Genomic DNA, 19,664 nt, shown 5'->3' with positions numbered 1-19,664 from the left:
GCGATTGATTTAAATGGAAAAATCTTCGACGTATACTTTCGCGTTTCGAATCCGAAGATAGACTTTCTCGCCTGGTAGGAGATTGAGTTCTCGGAAAACGCTTTGGTCTATAAGAGATTCAATCAAAGAACCCGAATCCAATCTCTTTAGCTCGATGCGAACATTTCGACCGGTAGAATGAATGTATTGAATTTCAGCGGGAATCCCGTTTTCGGCGGAACGTAGAATTTCCACATCATAGGGACGAACATATGCGACTGCCTCGGCGTCTTGGATTTCGGAATGTTCGGGGGATTCGACGTGCTGGTCGCCGATCCTAGCCTTTCCATCTTGAACGCGTCCATGGAAAAGATTTACGTCGCCAAGAAAATGAAATACGAACGGGTTTTTCGGCTTATTATAAACTTCATCCGGACTTCCGATTTGTTCGATCTTTCCTGCTCTAAGAATAACGATTGAATCGCTCACTTCTAAAGCCTCTTCCTGATCGTGAGTGACGAATACGCTTGTTATATGGATTTCATCATGAAGTCTGCGCAACCAAGTGCGGAGTTCCTTTCTTACTTTAGCATCCAAGGCTCCGAATGGTTCGTCCAAAAGCAGATACTTAGGTTCGATTGCCAATGCTCTTGCTAAAGCGACTCGTTGTCTTTGACCTCCCGATAATTCCGACGGAAAACGATCGTGAAAATTCTCAAGTTGGACTAACTTTAAGAGACGGAAAACTCTATCGCGAATTTCAGCTTTAGAAGGTCGAGTGGCTCTTGGTCGAACCTTTAAACCGAACGCAATATTTTCGAATATTGTCATATGTCGAAAGAGCGCATAGTGTTGAAAAACGAAACCGACCCCACGATCTTTCGAATTCTTATTTTTGGTTTTCTCTCCGTTAAAATAGACTTCTCCTTCGTCGGCCACTTCAAGTCCGGCAATGATTCTAAGTAAGGTCGTTTTACCGCTTCCGGAAGGCCCTAATAACGCGACGAGATCTCCCTCGGGAATTGTCAGGTTGATATCTTTTAAGGCTTGGAATTCTCCGAAACGTTTGCTTACATTGCGTATTTCTATAGACATTACTTTCTCCTTAAATAACCGGATCCGTGACGGTCGAGGAATTTGCAGCGGATATTTTTCGATCTTTGGGATCGGTGAGGTCTGCATCGGGCGGTTCGATCGACTTCGCTCGCAAATTTCTTTCTAAAATCGTTTTTACCAACAACGTAAGTAGCGATAGAAAGACGAGTAAGGAAGCCGCTGAGAAAGCTCCGACCGAATTAAACTCATTGTATAACATTTCTATTTGCAGAGGCAGCGTATTGGTTTTTCCGCGAATATGTCCTGACAGGACGGACACGGCGCCGAACTCTCCCATCGCACGCGCATTGCAAAGAATGATTCCGTAGAGTAGTCCCCATTTGATATTCGGGAGAATAATCCTAACGAATAGTTTTGGAAGAGAGGCTCCTAGTAGAATGCCGGCCTCTTCTTCCTCCTTGCCTTGAGTTTGCATCAAAGGAATCAATTCTCTGGCGACAAAAGGCAACGTGATGAATAGGGTCGCTATCACTAAGCCCGGCGTGTTGAATACGATTTTGATTCCGTATTCGTCCAAAATACTCCCGAACCATCCCTGTCTCCCGAACAGAAGCAGAAAAATTAAACCGGAGATAACGGGTGATACCGCAAACGGCGAATCGATGATCGTTAATAGCGCGTTCTTTCCCGGAAATTCGAATCTCGTGATCAGGAACGCGGCAACAAGTCCGAAAAAAGTATTTAAGGGCACCGCAATCCCCGCGACTTTCAGAGTCATTAACCATGCGGAAATAGTATCCGGATCCTGTAAGGCAGTAATATAACCGTCTATACCTCTGGCAAAAGCTTCCGCGAAAACCGTTGCGATGGGCAATAAAAGAATGAGACCCGCTAAAAAGAAGACGATGCCGATTAGAGTGATTCGGATCCAGGTAGGCTCTGTTCTCATCCTAATCTCCTGGAAGATCTACTTTGGAAAAAGTTAATCGTAAACATTATGAAAAAGGAAAGTACCAACATCAATAGGGCGATTCCGGTCGCCTTTGAATATTCGTACTGCTCCAATTTCGTGACGATCAAAAGAGGAAGGATTTCCGTTTTTCCGGGCAAATTTCCCGAGATAAAAACGACCGATCCGTATTCTCCGATTCCTCTCGCGAATGCCATCGAGGTTCCCGCTAAAAGCGACGGCCAGAGTTCAGGAAAAAGAACCCGCGTAAAAGTCTGCAAACGATTTGCTCCGAGGCAGTAAGCGCTTTCTTCCAATTCCTTCGGCAGTTCCTCTAAAACCGGCTGAACGGTACGAACCACGAACGGAAACCCGATAAACACCAGAGCGATTACGATTCCTAAAGGCGTATACGCCACTTTGATTCCCAGCGGGTCCAAAAATCTTCCGATCCATCCGTTCGTGGAATAGATTGCAGTAAGCGCAATCCCTGCGACTGCGGTAGGAAGAGTAAACGGAAGGTCGACTAGAGTGTCTAAAATTTTTCGACCGGGAAAATCGTATCGAACCAAAACCCAAGCGAATAAAAAGCCGACGAATAAGTTGATAATCGCGGCCGCCGTTCCGGCGCCGAAACTTAACCATAATGCCTTTTGTATTCTATCTTCGGAAAAGACGTCGATAAGACCGGACCAGCCCAGATTTGCGGATTTAAAAAATAAGGCGGAAAGCGGGATGATAACCAATAGACTTAGATAAAATGTCGTCGTACCTAAAGAAAGGCCGAAGCTGGTTTTAGAATAGGGGCGAATGATAATTTTCAATTTGAGTTTCCACGATTTCAGAGGTTCCCAGCGACGATTGTTATATGCCGAAGAAATTCGTCAAACGAAGAGCCGTTTTTATTCGGCCCTTCGTCGGAGCCGGTTACTTCTTTGCGTCGTTATAGATACTATCAAAAATTCCGCCATCGGCAAAATGCTTTTTATGAGCCGCTTTCCAAGAACCTTCCAAATCGCGAAGGTCGAATAATTTTATTTTCGGAAACTTAGATGCGTTGGCTTTCAGGACTGCTTCGTCAGTCGGTCTGAAAAAGTGCTTCGCTATCGTTTCTTGCCCGGCCTTCGTGTATAAGAAGTCCAAATAAGCTCTAGCGACTTCTTTCGTTCCTTTTCTTGAGACCACCTTTTCAACTATCGCAACCGGAGTTTCTGCAAGAACGCTCGTACTTGGATAAACGACTTCGAATTTGGCTTGCCCGCCGTTTGTCTTACGCGATTCGTCCAAAGCCAATTCCGCTTCGTTTTCCCAAGCGAGAAGAACGTCTCCGATTCCTCGTTGAACGAAGGTAGTCGTGGATCCCCGTGCTCCGGTATCCAACACGGACGTGTTTCTATACAAAGCTTTTATGAAATCCTTCGCTTTATCCTCGGACCCGTATTTTTTCTTCGCAAATCCCCAAGCCGCTAGATAATTCCAACGGGCTCCGCCGGAAGTTTTCGGATTCGGAGTAATGACTCCGACGCCGGGCTTTACCACATCGTCCCAATCTTTAAGACCCTTCGGGTTCCCCTTTCTTACAAGGAAAACAATAGTAGAATAGTATGGAACGGAATGATGAGGGAATGCTTTCTCCCAGTCTTTAGAAATCGATCCGCCATTATCCACGATATTATCTATATCGTATGCGAGCGCTAAGGTTACTACGTCCGCTTCCAATCCGTCGATAACTGCGCGAGCCTGTTTGCCGGACCCGCCGTGAGATTGTTGGATTTGTAATGCATGTCCGGTTTTCTTTTTCCAGACGTTCGAAAACTGCTTATTGATGTCCTCGTAGAGTTCGCGTGTGGGGTCGAACGAAACGTTCAAAAGAACATCCTCTGCTAGAACCGCTAAAGAACCGACGCTCATTAGAACGACGATTACTGTAGTCAGAAGGGCGGAAAACCGCCGGGTACTGGGTGGGTTTTGGATAGTTTGGTTCATTTTTGCGTCCCTTTGGCCAATAAGCCAGATAAAAATCCAATTTATTGGATCTTTATCTGCTATAGTTAGAGCTTCGCTCTTAATTGTCAATTCAGGTTTTGTTATGATGGCCATTTTTTTCTTAAAATGCGATAGGTTTTTAGGTCGAAAGCTTCCAAACCATCGGGCAAGCTCAAAGAACGTGTTATTTTTTATTCGATTTCAGTTTTTTTTTCGAATCTTGTTCCGGAAATTCGGGATCGGTTCTACTCGTATCCGGCTCGTTAGTCATCTCCGACCTTCCGGAATAAAGGAAGGTCGGGCATATTTTTACCACTGCATCGCAGCGCTTCTCTTATTAAATCTTTCATATTGTTCACCCTCCATCTCTCCAACCGATTCGAATCGACCGTTTGCGATCGACGGGGAAATCGATCTAGGGAATTACGATTTGAATCTTCGCGACCCTATTCTTTTAGCCGGTCTATGGAAATTTCATTGGTTATATTGGAAGGGTGTCGGGGAAGAGACGCCCACAGAAGCATTAAGCGTACCTTCTTCCTGGAACGGAAAAAACGGAACAAGAATCGGGGAAGGATACGGAACCTACGAGCTGACAGTTAAACTGAATCGGAATTATAAGGAATTGGCCTTACTCGTACCGGAACAAAGTTCCGCATATACGCTTATGATCGACGGCCGAACGATAGTGGAATGCGGCTCCGTCGAATTTCTCTCCTTGCAGGATAAGACCTCCTTTCAGGTGAAGCCGGCTTGGTGCAATCGATTCGTGCGATTCGTACCGAACGGAGATCAATTTCATATAGATATGTTGGTCGCGAACAAGGATCATCGATTAGGCGGTTTCTGGTCTCCGATTCGTTTAGGTGAATCTGAGTCTTTACATAAGGCTTGGGAAAATGAACGATACTTGGATATTTTCCTGGCAGGCGGACTTTTTTGCGTCGGAATGTTGCATCTGATTTTCGCGGTTTTTAGAAAGGGAGAGCCTGCCTCTCTTTATTTCGGAATTTTTTGCATCGTGATGGCCACCCGTGGAATTTTTGCAGGAACCCGGATCGCAGCCGAATATTTGCCCTTTTTGGGATTCGAGCATTTTATAAGAATTGAATATATCACTTTCTACCTGGCGATCCCGGTATTTCTGAGTTATATTTTATCGATTTTTCCGAGAGAATTCAAAAGGGTATTCGTGGATATCGTTTGGTGGATCGCGATCATCGCGACAATTATAGTGTTGGCGCTCCCTGTCCGAATTTTTACCTTTACGATCACGATTTATTACTTAGTCGCATTTTTGGCAGGAGCGCTCGGATTATATTCTTTGACTAAAGCCGCGGTCCGCCGCAAGCAAGGAGCGATCACGATTCTGGGGGGCTTCATATTTATTTATGCGGCTATGATTCACGATCTTTTTTATGCTACATTCTTTTTAGATACGGGATACTTCGCGCATATCGGAGCGTTCGCCTTTCTTCTTGCTCAATCCATTTTCCTGTCCATTCGAAGTTCCGAGAATTTAGATCGGCTCATCGATCTTTCTAGAAACTTGGAGAAGCGCGTAGAAGAGAGAACGAAGCAATTGAGAAATGCGCTTAGATTGATTCGGAACGATCTGACGGTCGCCAGAGAGATTCAAAAAGATTTGCTGAACCTGAAGGACAACGAGAGAATTACGATTTCCGATCTTACGTTCGAGGTTTTGCACAAACCCTTGGCGGAAGTGGGCGGGGATCTTTATGATATTTTGGAATTACCGGACGGGAGTGTAAGAATTTTCGCCGCGGATGCAACCGGACACGGAGTGCAGGCCGCATTGCTTACCATTTTAATTCGGAGAGCTTACGAAGACCATCGCTTGAAGGAAGATCGCCCCGGAAAATTAATGTCCGCTCTTAGCGCTGAATTTCACGAAACGTATAAGAATGTGGGAACGTATTTCTCCGCTTCAATATTGGAAGTTTCTAACGATAGAAGAACTTTGCGATATTCGCTTGCCGGGGCTCCGCCGGTCATCGTGCAGACCGATGGCGGGGAACAGCTTTTGGAATGTGAAAATCCTTTGGTAGGACTCCTTAAAGACTTCGTTTATACGGAACGGGAAATCGAATTGCCTCATGGATTTAGAATTCTCTGCTTCACCGACGGGTTAACCGAAGCTTCCCGAGAAATGGGTGATTACTTCGGCAGCGAACGAGTTTTAGGATTTTTACGCCAAGGTAGGGATACCGAACTAAACATTTTGATTCCCATGGTATACTCCGAATTGCTTAAATTTCTCGGACTCGGAGGTCCGAAAGACGACGTACTCTTAATCGGATTTGAACGCAAAGGAAGATTACATTAAGCCGAAATTAAGTAATCTTTTTGTGGTTTAATTGTTTTGCACTTGAAAATACATGGTATAGACAGGTGGCAAACGGTAGGGATCCATTTGGGTCCGCCGAATAGAAGCCATGAGAGGACCGTTTATGGCCTATAAGCTCGACGGGGCAAAATTTCCCACATTGGAAGAGCTCATCACAGCGCTTTACCCGCTCTATGCGGATAAAATGAGCGAAGCGGAATTCAGAAAATATGTACAGGAAAATGTCAAGGAGGAATAATCTCCTCCTTGCCGTTGTTTTTAAGATGCGGCGAATGAACTTAAAGGTGATTTCGTCCTCTTTTGCTTGTCAATATAGGCGGCTTTGCGTACCTTCTCGCCATGTCTTTTCAATTTAAGAAGTGGAGACTTGCTCCGGCGTGGCGAAGGCCGCTCCTACTCCTTGCTTCCTTTTTAGTAATCATTATAAAACTGCGATTTCTGCTAACTTCCGAGGCCTTGTCAGGCTGGAGTCTTCATGCGCAAACTCATCTAGCCGAAACGTATGACTCGCTTTTGTCGGGCGGCGAATCCCTCGGGTATGATACTCGGTGGTTCTCCGGCATGCCTGTTTTTTTCTTCGAACCGCCCTTCTTTTATTTTACCGTCGCACTCCTGCATAAGACTATTCTGTTTTGGTCCCCTCTAACTCTTTCATTTAACGTCGGAATTTTACTTTCCGTTCTGCTTTTTACCTACGCCTTCATAAAATTCAGCCTCCTGCTTCTTAGTGAAACGAATCATAGAGCGAACACGGTTATGCTCGCGATGTCCGGTCTTCTTTTTTTCTTTCTTTGCTCCGGGGAAGAACCGTTTGGGCTTTCCTTAGTAGGTTTGTTTAGCGGGACCGTGACCGGTTTTTTCGGATTGGGCTGGAGTCTATTAGGTTTCTATTATTTAGAAAAATACCGAACTAGCGGCAGGCTTTCCGCTCTTTCCAAATATATCGTCGTCAGCGCTTGCGTGTTTTATTCCGATTTTCCTTCTTCTCTATTTTACGTAGTTTCGCTACTGATTTATTTCCTATTTTTAGGCGAGGAGTTGGGCAAACGCGCTTTCTCTTTAATCTTCTTTCTTCCGATCTTAATCGCTTTGCCGGTTTGGTGGAATTTTCTAAAATACTCCTCCTACAGAGCGGAAACATTTCCGTTGGAGGCTAATCCAGGTTTGATTTCCATCCTCGGTTCGGGAGCATTGGCGCCAATCTGGGAAGGGAAAGGAGTCATCGCCTTTTTAACGAATTTTATAATCGGGTTGCACTGGATCCAAGCCGTCTTTCCGATCCTATTCTTGTTCGGAATTCGATCCGTTCTAAAACGTAAAATTTTTCCGCCGGCATCCCGGTTCGTTTTTTTCGCCAGTTTGATTTTTTATTGGATGGGCGTCGATACGTCTCTGTCAAAATTTTTCCCAGGGTTGGGCTTCCCTTGGTACAGGGCCCTGGATCTTTCGCTCTTATTTCTCACTCTGTCCGCACTTGAAACAGCAGTCCATTTGTTAAAGAATTTTGAATATAAAACGATTGGTCAATATTGCGTGGGCGGGCTTTTATTTTTTGCATTAATCCGTTTTTTTCTCTGGCATCCTGAATTGGAATGGAAGGAGAATTCGGCTTTTTTAAAAGAAAGTCTTTCCGCTTTAGAAATGCAGGATGTGGAAGCGACACTCTCCCAACTGCCTAAAAACTCGAAAATATTCCCGGAAACGAACGCTCGCAAAAAATGGGGTGATAGTCCTTTTACTCTCGGACTATTGATTCGCCGAGCCGGCCATCGGAATCTGATCGGTATGGAGGCGGACGCTTCCCTCAGTTCCATTGCGGTCCAACCTTATCTGAGCAGGTATCTCCCTTGGACTGCTTGGAAGAAGGAAGGAGCGTACGAGGAGGAACTTTCTCCGGAGGAGGCGGGTAAAGGATTGCATAGGTTTTTGCAATCCACCGGAACATCCTATATTTTGGGTTCTACTAACAAACTTTATAAAATACTAAAATCGAACCCGGATAAATTTCAGTTAGTGGAAGGATGGGTAAATTCCGAGGGCCTGCAACTCGTCGACGGGTTGGAACAGGCTAATAGAAAATACGAGAAAGATATGGAAGACCGAATTTCCCTCTTTCTTTTTTCCGTAAAGGCAACCGGGAGCGATATCGCGCGATTAAAGGAGAAGCCTTGGGCGGTTGCGGACTATAAGGAGTTGACCGGCGGAAAAAGCCTTAGGCCGAAACGTTTTCTTTACAGCACGAGCGAGGCAATTCTATACGAAGGATTGGATGCGGGAATCGTATTTGCGAGAATCGGAAAAAACGAAATCGAATCGAAAGGACTAAGTTTAACGAATTGGTTTAAAGGAATCGTAGTTTTAAATACGCCCACGAATAAAGAGGATTGGAAACAGGGATTGAAAATGAAGTACGGCGAACTTCCTTTTTTGGATAGAACCGAATTCTTCGGCCTCTTTTTCCCCGTTCCGGGAAAACCGCATCAGGAAACTTCGTCTTTGGCGGAAATACCCGTTTTGCCCACGCTTATGTCCGATGAAAGAGTTTTATCGGAAGACGCTTTCTCCCTTCAGGAGTTCAGATCCGGCGAGAAGGAATTAGCTGCTGCCCCAAAAGAATGTTTTTTGATCCGCAGGAGTTACTTCCCGAAATGGATCGACGCAAACGGTGGAACTTTATTTCAAACTCAGCTGAATGAGATTTTACTTTGCACTAAGGAAAAAAAATTCGATCTTTATTTCGATAAAGGAAATTCAGTAATTCTTACTATTGTAATGCTTCTTTTACCCATACTATTTATTTTCTCTTCCCTGGTTAAGGGGAGGTGGTTTTTTCGTTGAGCGACGATATGCATAAGGAATCCGTCGTAAAGCCTTATGCCAGTCTCCAAATATTCTCCAATTCGTTATTGGCGATTTTCGGAATCCTGCTCGCTTGGGGGTTGCTAAGCGAGTGGAGTCGTTCCGCCTGGGGAGGCGTTGTGCTTCACGGGTTGGAAGGAGGTTTGGTTGGGGCGGTCTGCGACTGGTTTGCCGTATGGAAAACGTATCGTGCGGTCGAAATCGAAAGCGAAACCATTGCGGAAGAAATCGGCAAATGGGTATCTTCCGATCTTGTGAATGAAGAGAAGCTGAAGGAATATATGGATCGAATTTTGGACGATCCCGACAATATTTCCGCGCTCTCTCGCCTAATCGAGACGCATCTGGGAGGAGAGCAAGAAGTCAGGAATCTTTTGGATTCGATTTGGGATAAAGTAGAGGAGGATATCGTCCGTTATCTTACGAACTTTCGTTTTTCCGGATCCGATCAGGAAATTTTGCGCGAACTCAATCGCCGAAAGGAAATTTTCGGAACGGTCCGTTTCTTAGTCGGAGAAGCGCTAGTCAAAGCCGCAGACCAGGCTGATTTTAAAATGAGAATGGATCGAATTACGAAAAGCTTATCCTTCTTCGTAAAACCTCTAGTTTGGTTGATCGATCCTCAAAAAAGAATGCGAGAGTTCGGAGAAGGCCTAAAGGACGGGAAAGAATTCGATTCCGACGAAGATGGAATTTTGTACGAAGTATTTTCCCTATTCTCGGATTGCGCGGATTTGTATATCGGTTCTTGGAACGATTTACCGGAATCCACGAAGGAAGAAGCGGTTCGTGCATTGACCGATTTCGGTAAGGACCAATTGAATCGATTGGTGACGGACGTTATACTTCTTCATATGGAAGACATCAAGAAATTGGGAAATTTACGGGAATACGGACCGGCGCGTTCGATTTTGGAATTTTTAAGATCTAGGACGAATGCGGGCGTATCCCAATATGTGGGCGAACAGGTTGCGCGGGGATTGAAGCTGCTCGAACCGAGACAATTTAGGATCAATCTTGAGGAAAAGACTCGGAAGGTTTTGGAGAAAATTCGGATCAATGGAAGTCTACTCGGATTTGTTTGCGGCACGGCGATCGGACTCGCGGATTTTCTATTCTAATTTAGGGTCTTTAATTTAGAAAAATCTTGCCAATCGGTCCAAACTATCGTTTGATTATTTCTCTATGTGCAATCGAGCATCATTAGGCCTATTCCTTGTTCTGTTTACAACCGGATGCTACTCGTCTACCATATTCTTTTTTAATAATATCCGAATGAAGCCGGTCCCGGTCGATGTGCAGAAAGGATTATATAAGCAAGAAGAGCAAAGTTGTAACGAGAAAGTTCAGGATCTTATGTATAAAATACATGAGAAAAATTCGCATGCGACGCATATTCGAGATTTGGAAGTTTATAAGAAGGACGACGGGGCTTGGTCCAGTTGCTATCGTCTTAAATACGGCTTGGAGATTGCCCGATGAATCGAATATTCATTCTCGGTCTTTCAGTATTGCTTGTCGCCCTCTCGATTTCCTCCTGCACCGGAGGAGAAAAGCTCTTATTTCAAATCGATCGATTGAAACCTGCCAAAGAAAGACCTCCTTTTACCGAGAATCGAATCGAAGGAGAGAGTTGCGTAGGTTGGTTCTTTCCGATTTACTTCGGGAAGTTCGAGCCGGATCTTCAGGCGGCATACGATAATGCCTTGGAAAGAGCTCCTGAAGGAACTCAATCACTTTCCAACGGAGAGGTATTTACTCGTTTCTTTCTTTTACCTCCCTTAGTTTATATCCGGTGTATTGCGATTGTAGGAACTCCCAGCCAAGAGTAATCTTGACCGCTGATATTTTATTTTCTATTTGGAGCGATTTTGTTCCGAACTAACCGTGATTTGACGGCATTCTAAATTGCCTGGCGGATCCGCTTTCCATTGGGCGAAAAATAATGCAGTAAGTTGCTGGAAATGCTTTATCATTGAACTATTGCCTAATTCAATCGTCTAAAAAGTATCCTCGGATGAAAGGAGGATAAGGAAGGATTTCATGGAATCAGTAGTGCATAAGTCGGAAACAAGAGGAAACGTGGATTTTGGCTGGTTGAAATCCAAACATACGTTCAGCTTCGGTTCCTATGTGGATGAAAGCCGGGTTCATTTCGGAGCTCTCCGCGTACTAAACGACGATGCTATTGCTGGCGGAACGGGTTTTCCTATGCACCCCCACCAAGATATGGAGATTATCACGATTCCATTAGAAGGTGCGGTCGAGCATAAGGATAGTATCGGTACCAACGGCGTAATTCATGCCGGGGAAGTTCAGGTAATGTCTGCCGGAACGGGAATTAGGCATTCGGAATACAATCACTCAGAGTCGGAATTGCTGAGCTTATTGCAGATTTGGGTAATCCCGAATAAGAGGTCAGTTTCCCCAAGATATGCGCAAAAAAAATTTTCCGCGGAAGATCGTAAAAACCGTTTTCAATTGCTGGTCTCTCCGGAGCAGACTCCGGACGGGCTTTGGATCCATCAAAACGCCTGGTTTTCATTAGGAAACCTTGATATAGGAACGGAAGTCTCTTACGAACGTAGGAATAAGAAAGGAGGAGTATATGCCTTCTTAATTTCCGGCAAGGTAGAGATCAACGGTACCGAACTTCTTCCTAGAGATGGAGCCGGTTTTACGACTGGCGATATTCTTCAGGTAAAATCACTGGAAGATTCCGAGCTTCTTTTGATGGATGTCCCTGAACTTTAAGGAAAGTTTATTTTAGTTCTCTGGGTTCCACAAAAATGGTTCTCAGAGAACCGTCCCTCAATAAACGAATCGTCAACTTTTTACCGATACTAGACTCGTCCAAGACTTTGTGAAGATCGTCCACTCCATCGATTTTCTTTTCGGCGAGAGAAATTACGATATCTCCGTTTCGAATTCCTACCTTTCCCGCAGGCGAGTCCGTTTCTACGCTTTGAACTAGTACTCCGGATTCCTGGCTGATCCGATTGACGCCTCTTACCGTATGCGGAATCGTTTGATTCTGCCCCCCGATGCCAAGGTATCCTCTTTTCACGCTTCCATGTGTGATCAATCTAGTGATGATATACTCTGCAGTGCTCGAGCCGACCGCAAAACAAATTCCTTGAGCCGGTAAAATGATCGCCGTATTAATCCCTATAATTCTTCCTTTCGAATCCACTAAAGGACCGCCTGAATTTCCAGGGTTCAATGCAGCATCGGTTTGGATTACGTTATCGATCAGTCTGCCGGTCCGAGAGCGCAACGTTCTTCCTAATGCGCTAACGACTCCGGCAGTCACCGTAGATTCGAAGCCGTAGGGATTTCCGATCGCTATAACCAATTGGCCGACCTTCAATTTTTGCGAATCTGCGAAACTCGCATGTCGATAACCGTTCCCTCGAATTCGAAGAACCGCGACGTCCGTATATGGATCATCTCCCACGAGCTCGGCTTCCGTCGTAGATCCGTCCGATAATCGAACCCGTATTTTCTTTGCATCGCTGATCACATGACTGTTGGTGGCCAAAAAACCGTCAGGGGTGACTAAGAAGCCGGAACCGCTACCGCCTTCCCCTTTAGAATTATTGGACTCGACCTGCAAATGAACGACGGCCGGCCCGACTCGATCCACTGCATTGACGACCGATCTAGAATAGGCATCTAACAGTTCCGAATCATCAACGACCGAGGCAGTCTCGCTTCGTAAAAGGGGATGACCGTTTTCAACGGGATTCGTTTCGTTCGAAACTAGTGTGGCTTTGGACCCTATTATTCTTACCATTCTATTTCTTGGACCCTGCGAATTGGAAAAAAATCAAAAATGTAACTAAAATAATTACAGTGGAGTCGGGCCGGAAATCCAAGATTTTCTTTTTGGTAATTGAAGATATTGGTTCCGCGTCCTTATCAAAAGACCCGCCCGCGTTAATTTTGTGTACTCTGAAGATACGGAGGTTCGATAATTATTTCCGCAGCGAGGTTAGGTTAGCTTTTTCCAGTCCGATGGTTCAGGATAAATCGGCTTGTAGTATACGGTCGTGGTGCCTTGGGAAAGCATTTCGGGAACCGTTCTTCTCCAATTTAGAAAATGAGGCGTCTCCAAATGCGATTTTCTTAAACTTTCCGTTTCGTAGGCTTCGATTAACAGAAATCGTCCGTCGTCGCCGTCATTTTGGAGAAAGTCGAATCGATAAACGCCGTTTTCTTTCATGGATTTCTTTGCGAGATCGGAGCTTATTTGGAGAAATTCCTGGATTTTTTCAGGAAGAATTTTGTAAGAAGAAACCGTTACAATCATAATGCGTTCAATACTAGATTTCGATTTCTAAACAGCCAGAAAAAAAAGATGGATTCGCTGGCTGATAAGGAAAAGCTTCTCTTCATGAAAATACGTACATCAATCACTGATATGCTCGGAATCGACCTGCCGATCATCGGTGCTCCAATGTTTCTTGTTTCGTATCCGGATCTGGTCGTCGCCGTATCGGAAGCGGGAGGGCTTGGAACATTCCCCTCTCAAAACTATAGAACCATCGAAGAGTTACGGAGAGGATTGGAGGAAATTCGCTCCAGAACCAAGAAACCTATCGGTGTTAACTTAATTTTGCATAAGGATCATAATCCGAATTGGGCCAAGCATTTGGAAGTGCTCTTGGAATTCAAAGTTGAACTCATCATTACAAGTTTGGGAAGTCCTCGGAGTATCGTGGGAGAAGCCAAGTCCGTCGGAACGAAAGTTTTTTGCGACGTAACGACTTTAAAGCACGCAAGAATAGTCGCTAAATCAGGTGCGGATGCCCTTGTTGCGGTCGCACAGGGAGCGGGCGGGCATGCAGGAGCGATTTCTCCGTTTAGTCTGTTTCCATATTTAAAGAAGGAAATCGGGTTACCCGTTATCGCCGCAGGAGCGATTAGCGGAGGCGCACAAATGGCGGCAGCGCTCTCGTTAGGTGCGGATGCGGTCTATATCGGAACCAGATTGATCGCTTCCAAAGAGGCCTCAGCCTCCGAAGAATATAAGCAAATGATTGTGGACTCTCCTCCCGAAGAAATCGTATACACCGAAAAAATTTCCGGGATTCCGGCAAACTGGCTGCGTCGATCCGTTGAAAAGGCGGGAGACGATTTTCATACCAATCGAACCCATAGTATAGATCAGGAATTTAAGCGTTGGAAAGATATCTGGTCCGCAGGTCAAGGCGTTGCCCAGATCGATTCAGTTTTACCTGCCGGCGAAATCGTCCGAAATATGGCGAAAGAATACGGTGAAATTCTCGGCAAATTACCGAGGCCGGAATAATCCGATCTTGGTAATTCACGAATCCGAATCTTCAATCGGACGTCCGATTTTACTTTTAGGGTTTTGAAACAACCATGAGTCGAGAATTTAAACCTAGAGGCGCCGAATATAAAGAAAGAGTTAAGCAGATTTTTCTGGAGGCAAATTTTGTACGCTTATTAGAAATCGAATTGCTCGATATCGAACCCGGTTTGATTCGAACCTCGCTATCCGTTCAGGATAAACATAAGCAGCAGAATAACTTCGTGCATGCGGGAGTGATTTCCACAATGGCGGACCATAGTGCCGGCGCCGCCGCAGGAACTTTAATCGGAGAGCAACAAGTAGTACTTACTCTGGAATTCAAGATAAATTTACTCAGACCGGGCATCGGAGATCGTCTACGATGCGAGTCTAACGTTATCTATCAGGGAAAAACGATTATCGTAGCCGAGTCGGAAGTCTTTGCGGAGCATCGAAAAAGAGAAAAGATGATCGCAAAGGCGACCGTGACTCTCGCAATCGTTGGGAATCGATACGGATAGAAAAAGACCGAAGCTCTGATTCGCTAAGGAAAATTCACCCGCGTCTAATTTTCAGTTCGAGACACTGCGGAACCCCGGAGATCGAAAGGACTTCATTTATTGTTCGAAAAGCTGACAGGAATCAGATGAAAAACACCGAAGATAAAAACTTGAACCGCATCCGATACTTTAAAGCCGCCTCTTTTCGGAGCTCTTATCGCATAGATAATCGTCTCGATCACGTGAGCCGTTAGTATCGCCCAGCCGAACAATATAATGATTTCATCATATTTCGGAATAAAATGCAAAATTTGAAATAAAAAACTTATCCAGAGTAGCCAGAATAGGCCGGTTACGGCCTTAGAAATCGAATTAATTGCTTTCATCAAACCTCTTTAGGAATTTCCCAATTCGTCGCTTATCCGAACTTGTAATTCGAAAAGGTCAAGAAAAACTTGGAGTATTTCAAAGCGAACACTATTAGCGTTGCCTACGATTGGGACTCTATTTCTATCTTCTCATCCTGTTCCGCTTCATTGAGAACCGGACCCGTCAGTTCGTCGAATAGAGCTCGAAGCAGATGATAGTAGGGGACCGCTTTCGGAGCTACCGATTCTCCGAACTTCTGCGTGTAAGTTTTACGTAGCGACTGCTCGTCTTCTCCGCCCGTCGAATAAGTGGAAGAAGCCAATGCTTCCCAGAGAACGGTATTGGTGGAACAATTCTTCAATTGTCCGAGAGCAGATAACCGAATATCGGATTTTCGAGACTCTTCCGTAAGTTTCAGCATGAAAATTCCCTGAGCCCTTCCGGGTAACCCCGAACAATCAGCGCCTTTATTCTTCGGATTTGGATAAACGATAAATTCCTTGTGATGAGCTAGATACTGTTCAGACATCGACTTTGCCATCCCGGATTCGGAAAGACCGATCGAAGAGGTCGAATCTAAGATCACAATGACTCTTTTGAATTGAGTTAGGGATTTTTCAAATTCGGGTGAAGCTTTCACATAACGCACCGTACAATTTGAAACAAGACAGAATGTGGAAAGGAAAAGTAGGATTGTTATCTTTCTAAGATTCATCATTTAGATTTCTTTTTCGGGATTTTTTTCTTGGGTGGAAGCTTCGGTTTTGTCCGACTTTTTACCGCTCTTTGTTTCGGCAGGGTGGGGGGGACCTCATGCATCTGCGTTTCGAGAGTAAATTCCTCCGCGTCCTCAGGCCCGAGGCCCAAAGGAACAGTTTCGGACTCCTCGGACTTTCTAGAGCGATACGCCAATTCTAAGATTGCCGGCAAAAGGGTTAAAGCGATTAAGAGGCAGGCGGCAATCCCGATCGTTGCCACTTTCCCGATAGAATGCAATCCGCGCTGATCCGCGAGTAATAAAGCGCTCCATCCCACTAATGTTGTTAACGTGGATGCAATCACTGCAGGTCCAACCATTGCCATGGCTCTAACGATATCGTGGTCCTCTCTAAAACGATAATAGATATAAATTCCGTTTTGGATTCCGTATCCGATCACGACGGGAAATACAAGCACATTCATAAAATTGAGTTTTAGGCCGATCAAAGTCATAAAACCGACCGTGACCAAAATTCCCAAAAGCAAAGGAATCAATGATAAAACTGCCGGCAAAAAAGCTCTATAAAAAAGAATTAATACAACGATCACCAAAAACAATGTGATAAAGAATGCCGCAAATCCCTCTTTCTGAACGATCAGGATCAAGTTTGCAAAAAGCATTAAACTTCCCGCCGTATTCGTTTTGAACGTATACGATCTTACTTGCGCGATGTTCCTATAAGGTCTGTGTTCGAGAATCGTCTCAACGGTGCCGGGGAGAATTTTTAATGAGGACAGCTTTTCCTTCGTATATGAGTTTAGCGCGGTAAGAAGAACTCTCTCTTCCGACTTCGAATAAGTTTCTTTAGTCGGTTCGATAAAACCTTTTCCGGCGATACCGGTAGAGTATAAGATCGTATTTAAGTTCCTGCGGGAAATTTTCGGCACTTCCAGTTGTCCGACTGCGGCAAAGAATTCCAATAATTTCCCGCCGTGCCACAATGCCACTTTCGGATATAGAAAGATCAGATGGCCTTTTTCTTTCGAACTAGGAATTTCCTTAAATTGATTCGCAAAGTAGTCGGGAACGTCTTGGTATCCGTAAGGTTTTACCGAAAGAAAAACTTTGGCTTTCGGAAGATACTTTCTTTGTTCAGGCTTTAGAAACGCAGGTTTGACCGGTTTCATATCTTTTGCGATTTGATCCAGGACTTTACGATTTGACAATTGTTGTCCGTAGGGAGGGACGAAATTCCAAAGCGAAACGACTTGATCCACAGAACCGGAAATTTTCTCCGGGACAGGATTCATGTAATCGAAGACAGCTTCGGATTCCTCCAAAGTATTTACAACTATCGCTTGAGGATCGGACGATATGTCGAATCGATCGGAGATTTCGTCATAGAGGTTTACGGATTCTTGATTTTCGACGAGTAAATTTCTGCCATTTACGTCGAACTCCACCTTAGGAGCAAAGAATCCGAGGAATAGGACTGCCAGCACAACGACCGTCGCGAGCAAACCGGGTCGGGAATAAAATTTTCTCAATATTCGGGAAGGAGTCTGTTGCGCGTCGTTTAATAGAAAAACTTTTGATAAGCGAGGAAACCATTTTAAAAGTAACGTAATCTGTATTGCAGTGACCGCATACATCGTGACTGCGATTACGAGCGTTCCGTAGGTTGCGATGATTCCGAATTCGCTAAATCCTCGAAACTCGGAGAAGGACAAGACTACGAAAGCCGAAGTAGTCGTTAACGCCGAACTTAAGGAAGCGACTCCGGTATGATAAATAGTATCCTTGATAGATCTTATTAAATCCTGCTTTTTAGTGAACTCTTCCCTAAATCGGTATAGGAACTGAATTCCATAGTCGATCCCTAGACCCATTAAGATGGATCCGATGATGCTAGTAATACTATTTAGCTCCCCGATAAAAAATCCGGTAATACCGAACGTTATCAGTAACCCCGAAAAGAGGGAAAACAGAAGCATCGCGATGAAAAGCGGATTTCTGAAGAATAATAAGAGTAAAAAAGCGATTCCTAGAAAGGACGCAATACCGATCGGCTTTAAGGCGCCTATCAAAGTCTCATAATCATCTTGGTTAAGTTTATACGTTCCGGTATAACCGGCGTAAACGCCGCTCTTTTCCAAATGGGATTCTTTTACGATAGCCTGGATTTTCTGATCTAGTCGTTTGTCAAAATCGATATCCACGAAGGATCCAGTCGGTTTGATCAGCAGTAAAAGCATCCCCTTATCAGGAGAAATATTATATTCATCGAATATATCTCGTTTTGCCAAACGTTGGTATTTGGAAATAATGTCGGTAAAATCGGGGGTATATTCCTCGTCGGTCAGCTTTATGAAGAATGGGTTTGCCCGTTCAACCTCCTCATCAATTTTTCGTTTGACTCTCTTTCGTATTTCAACTAAGTCTTCCGTTTTTAAAAATAAAGGAAGTCGATCTTGTAAAAACGAGACGTTATACCTATAAGAGACGAAACGAACAAATTCCTTATCGGCTAAAAATAATTCCGCTAGTTTTTCGGAGGATTGTTTTAGGGCTTTTTCTCTCTCCTTATAGTAGGGCAAATGTTTGCGCTTTTCTGAATCGGCAAGATCGAGTTCTTTTTTTTGCAGATCAGTGTTCCCGTCCCGTTTAGCTTGAAAAGCTTTGACTAAGTGGGAGGTCATTCCCTTCTCGTCTTTAAATTTGAGAACAACCGTGTAAAATCCGCTTCCTCCGACCATTTCGATCACTTTACGCGTGATAACGACCGACGGGTTTTCCGGGGGCAATAATTCCAGATTATTGCTATTTATCGACAAACGAGTCGTATAGAACGCGGAAACACATAGGAAAATTAACAAGCAGATTGATGACGTAACGGGACGAGTCAGTACTGCATCCGTCGATTTAGAGAGAAATTTTCTCATCAATTTTTAGCCGCTTTCTGAACTAAAGCGATCGTTCCTTTGACTCCATTTTTTTTCAAAGACGGTTCTATATTTTTCGTGCGATTGATATCGGTTGCGAGTTTTCCTTCGGTTTCAAAATCCGTAATGTACCAATTCCCGTCGATTTCGGAAAGGATCCATGCAAAAGAAACTTGATCCGAACCTTTGTATAAAATGGAGGAACCGATCCTGATACGCTTATCCTTAAGAATCGGTTTTTCATACGTGATATCTATTTTATCGAAATATTTTACTGCGATCGGAAAGGCTTTATTCACTATATACTCGGCGATTGCATCTTCGAATTCTTTTCTTTCCGTGCTCGAAAATTTGGCCGTGCCGATCAATAATTCTGAAAATCGGCCTACATTGATTAAGGCCAAAGCCTTATCATTTTTTTTATATCGTATAAAACCGACCAGCTTTTTAACCGTAGAAAGAGATGATTCCTCGGGAGAGGCTATTGTTTCCGTCATCGGCGGAGTCGTTGGTTGAGCCTCTTCGGAAAACAGAGCTGTATTTACGAAGAGCAAAATGCTGATTAGAAAAATTCGGGTTTGTTTCACGGGTTGTACCTGATATCGGAAGGGTCCGAGGAGTTTTATTTATGTCCGAAGG

Annotated in this window: 19 protein-coding genes; 9 read left to right on the top strand and 10 right to left on the bottom strand. The window is 44.4% G+C overall.

The features are described 5' to 3' along the window. Window positions 1-9: 9 nt before the first annotated feature. The 4 genes from LEP1GSC058_RS09020 to LEP1GSC058_RS09005 all read right to left on the bottom strand — a co-directional run bounded on the left by LEP1GSC058_RS09020 (window position 10) and on the right by LEP1GSC058_RS09005 (window position 3,970). Window positions 10-1,074, bottom strand: coding sequence for a sulfate/molybdate ABC transporter ATP-binding protein (locus LEP1GSC058_RS09020; protein WP_016549251.1), 1,065 nt, complete (start codon window positions 1,072-1,074; stop codon window positions 10-12). 10 nt (window positions 1,075-1,084) lie between these two features. Then, complete coding sequence (gene cysW, locus LEP1GSC058_RS09015) at window positions 1,085-1,984, bottom strand: sulfate ABC transporter permease subunit CysW (protein WP_016549205.1); 900 nt, start codon at window positions 1,982-1,984, stop codon at window positions 1,085-1,087. Continuing rightward, complete coding sequence (gene cysT, locus LEP1GSC058_RS09010) at window positions 1,981-2,808, bottom strand: sulfate ABC transporter permease subunit CysT (protein WP_016549266.1); 828 nt, start codon at window positions 2,806-2,808, stop codon at window positions 1,981-1,983. Before cysT ends, cysW begins: the two co-directional genes overlap by 4 nt. A gap of 103 nt (window positions 2,809-2,911) precedes the next feature. Next, window positions 2,912-3,970 (bottom strand): sulfate ABC transporter substrate-binding protein, encoded by a 1,059-nt coding sequence (locus tag LEP1GSC058_RS09005; RefSeq protein WP_039948253.1) that lies wholly within the window; start codon window positions 3,968-3,970, stop codon window positions 2,912-2,914. 103 nt (window positions 3,971-4,073) lie between these two features. Here LEP1GSC058_RS09005 and LEP1GSC058_RS09000 point away from each other — a divergent pair, with 103 nt between their 5' ends. The 7 genes from LEP1GSC058_RS09000 to LEP1GSC058_RS08975 all read left to right on the top strand — a co-directional run bounded on the left by LEP1GSC058_RS09000 (window position 4,074) and on the right by LEP1GSC058_RS08975 (window position 11,951). Continuing rightward, window positions 4,074-6,317, top strand: a complete 2,244-nt coding sequence (locus LEP1GSC058_RS09000) for a PP2C family protein-serine/threonine phosphatase (RefSeq protein WP_016549244.1) — start codon at window positions 4,074-4,076, stop codon at window positions 6,315-6,317. 109 nt (window positions 6,318-6,426) lie between these two features. Further along, entirely contained in the window at window positions 6,427-6,576 is a 150-nt protein-coding gene (locus tag LEP1GSC058_RS20155; RefSeq protein ID WP_010411769.1) for a hypothetical protein, read from the top strand. A 101-nt stretch (window positions 6,577-6,677) separates the two neighbouring features. Next, window positions 6,678-9,176 (top strand): hypothetical protein, encoded by a 2,499-nt coding sequence (locus LEP1GSC058_RS08995; protein WP_039948230.1) that lies wholly within the window; start codon window positions 6,678-6,680, stop codon window positions 9,174-9,176. 8 nt (window positions 9,177-9,184) lie between these two features. Further along, window positions 9,185-10,318 carry a membrane protein gene (locus LEP1GSC058_RS08990; RefSeq protein WP_039948251.1) on the top strand — a complete coding sequence of 378 codons (1,134 nt, stop codon included), beginning with the start codon at window positions 9,185-9,187 and terminating at the stop codon, window positions 10,316-10,318. 154 nt (window positions 10,319-10,472) lie between these two features. Beyond that, window positions 10,473-10,679: a hypothetical protein gene (locus tag LEP1GSC058_RS08985; protein WP_016549258.1), complete on the top strand. Its 207-nt coding sequence runs from the start codon at window positions 10,473-10,475 to the stop codon at window positions 10,677-10,679. Continuing rightward, entirely contained in the window at window positions 10,676-11,029 is a 354-nt protein-coding gene (locus tag LEP1GSC058_RS08980) for a hypothetical protein (protein ID WP_016549255.1), read from the top strand. The genes LEP1GSC058_RS08985 and LEP1GSC058_RS08980 overlap by 4 nt, the downstream gene beginning before the upstream one ends. A gap of 211 nt (window positions 11,030-11,240) precedes the next feature. Continuing rightward, entirely contained in the window at window positions 11,241-11,951 is a 711-nt protein-coding gene (locus tag LEP1GSC058_RS08975; RefSeq protein ID WP_016549227.1) for a pirin family protein, read from the top strand. A gap of 7 nt (window positions 11,952-11,958) precedes the next feature. Here LEP1GSC058_RS08975 and LEP1GSC058_RS08970 read toward each other — a convergent pair whose 3' ends face one another. Both LEP1GSC058_RS08970 and LEP1GSC058_RS08965 read right to left on the bottom strand, forming a co-directional pair. After that, window positions 11,959-12,993, bottom strand: a complete 1,035-nt coding sequence (locus tag LEP1GSC058_RS08970; RefSeq protein ID WP_016549285.1) for a S1C family serine protease — start codon at window positions 12,991-12,993, stop codon at window positions 11,959-11,961. Between the two features lie 198 nt (window positions 12,994-13,191). Then, complete coding sequence (locus tag LEP1GSC058_RS08965) at window positions 13,192-13,509, bottom strand: putative quinol monooxygenase (RefSeq protein WP_016549278.1); 318 nt, start codon at window positions 13,507-13,509, stop codon at window positions 13,192-13,194. Between the two features lie 84 nt (window positions 13,510-13,593). Here LEP1GSC058_RS08965 and LEP1GSC058_RS08960 point away from each other — a divergent pair, with 84 nt between their 5' ends. Continuing rightward, on the top strand, window positions 13,594-14,511 hold the full coding sequence (locus tag LEP1GSC058_RS08960) for an NAD(P)H-dependent flavin oxidoreductase (RefSeq protein ID WP_039948250.1): 918 nt from the start codon (window positions 13,594-13,596) through the stop codon (window positions 14,509-14,511). A gap of 74 nt (window positions 14,512-14,585) precedes the next feature. Next, window positions 14,586-15,035, top strand: a complete 450-nt coding sequence (locus tag LEP1GSC058_RS08955) for a PaaI family thioesterase (RefSeq protein WP_016549238.1) — start codon at window positions 14,586-14,588, stop codon at window positions 15,033-15,035. A gap of 92 nt (window positions 15,036-15,127) precedes the next feature. Here LEP1GSC058_RS08955 and LEP1GSC058_RS08950 read toward each other — a convergent pair whose 3' ends face one another. From LEP1GSC058_RS08950 to LEP1GSC058_RS08935, 4 genes are all read right to left on the bottom strand, one after another. Further along, window positions 15,128-15,400 carry a hypothetical protein gene (locus tag LEP1GSC058_RS08950; protein ID WP_016549308.1) on the bottom strand — a complete coding sequence of 91 codons (273 nt, stop codon included), beginning with the start codon at window positions 15,398-15,400 and terminating at the stop codon, window positions 15,128-15,130. Between the two features lie 104 nt (window positions 15,401-15,504). Further along, the gene (locus LEP1GSC058_RS08945) at window positions 15,505-16,101 is read right to left on the bottom strand and encodes an MXAN_6521/LA_1396 family lipoprotein (RefSeq protein WP_016549305.1); all 597 of its coding nucleotides are present in this window, start codon (window positions 16,099-16,101) and stop codon (window positions 15,505-15,507) included. Then, window positions 16,098-19,025, bottom strand: coding sequence for an efflux RND transporter permease subunit (locus LEP1GSC058_RS08940; RefSeq protein ID WP_016549282.1), 2,928 nt, complete (start codon window positions 19,023-19,025; stop codon window positions 16,098-16,100). The genes LEP1GSC058_RS08945 and LEP1GSC058_RS08940 overlap by 4 nt, the downstream gene beginning before the upstream one ends. Continuing rightward, entirely contained in the window at window positions 19,025-19,612 is a 588-nt protein-coding gene (locus LEP1GSC058_RS08935; protein ID WP_016549177.1) for an ABC transporter substrate-binding protein, read from the bottom strand. Before LEP1GSC058_RS08935 ends, LEP1GSC058_RS08940 begins: the two co-directional genes overlap by 1 nt. Between the last annotated feature and the right edge of the window lie 52 nt (window positions 19,613-19,664).

This window comes from Leptospira fainei serovar Hurstbridge str. BUT 6 (assembly GCF_000306235.2).
Taxonomy (GTDB): Bacteria; Spirochaetota; Leptospiria; order Leptospirales; family Leptospiraceae; genus Leptospira_B; species Leptospira_B fainei.
Note: the sequence above shows the minus strand (reverse complement) of the source record. Positions and strands in the feature narration are given on the sequence as shown.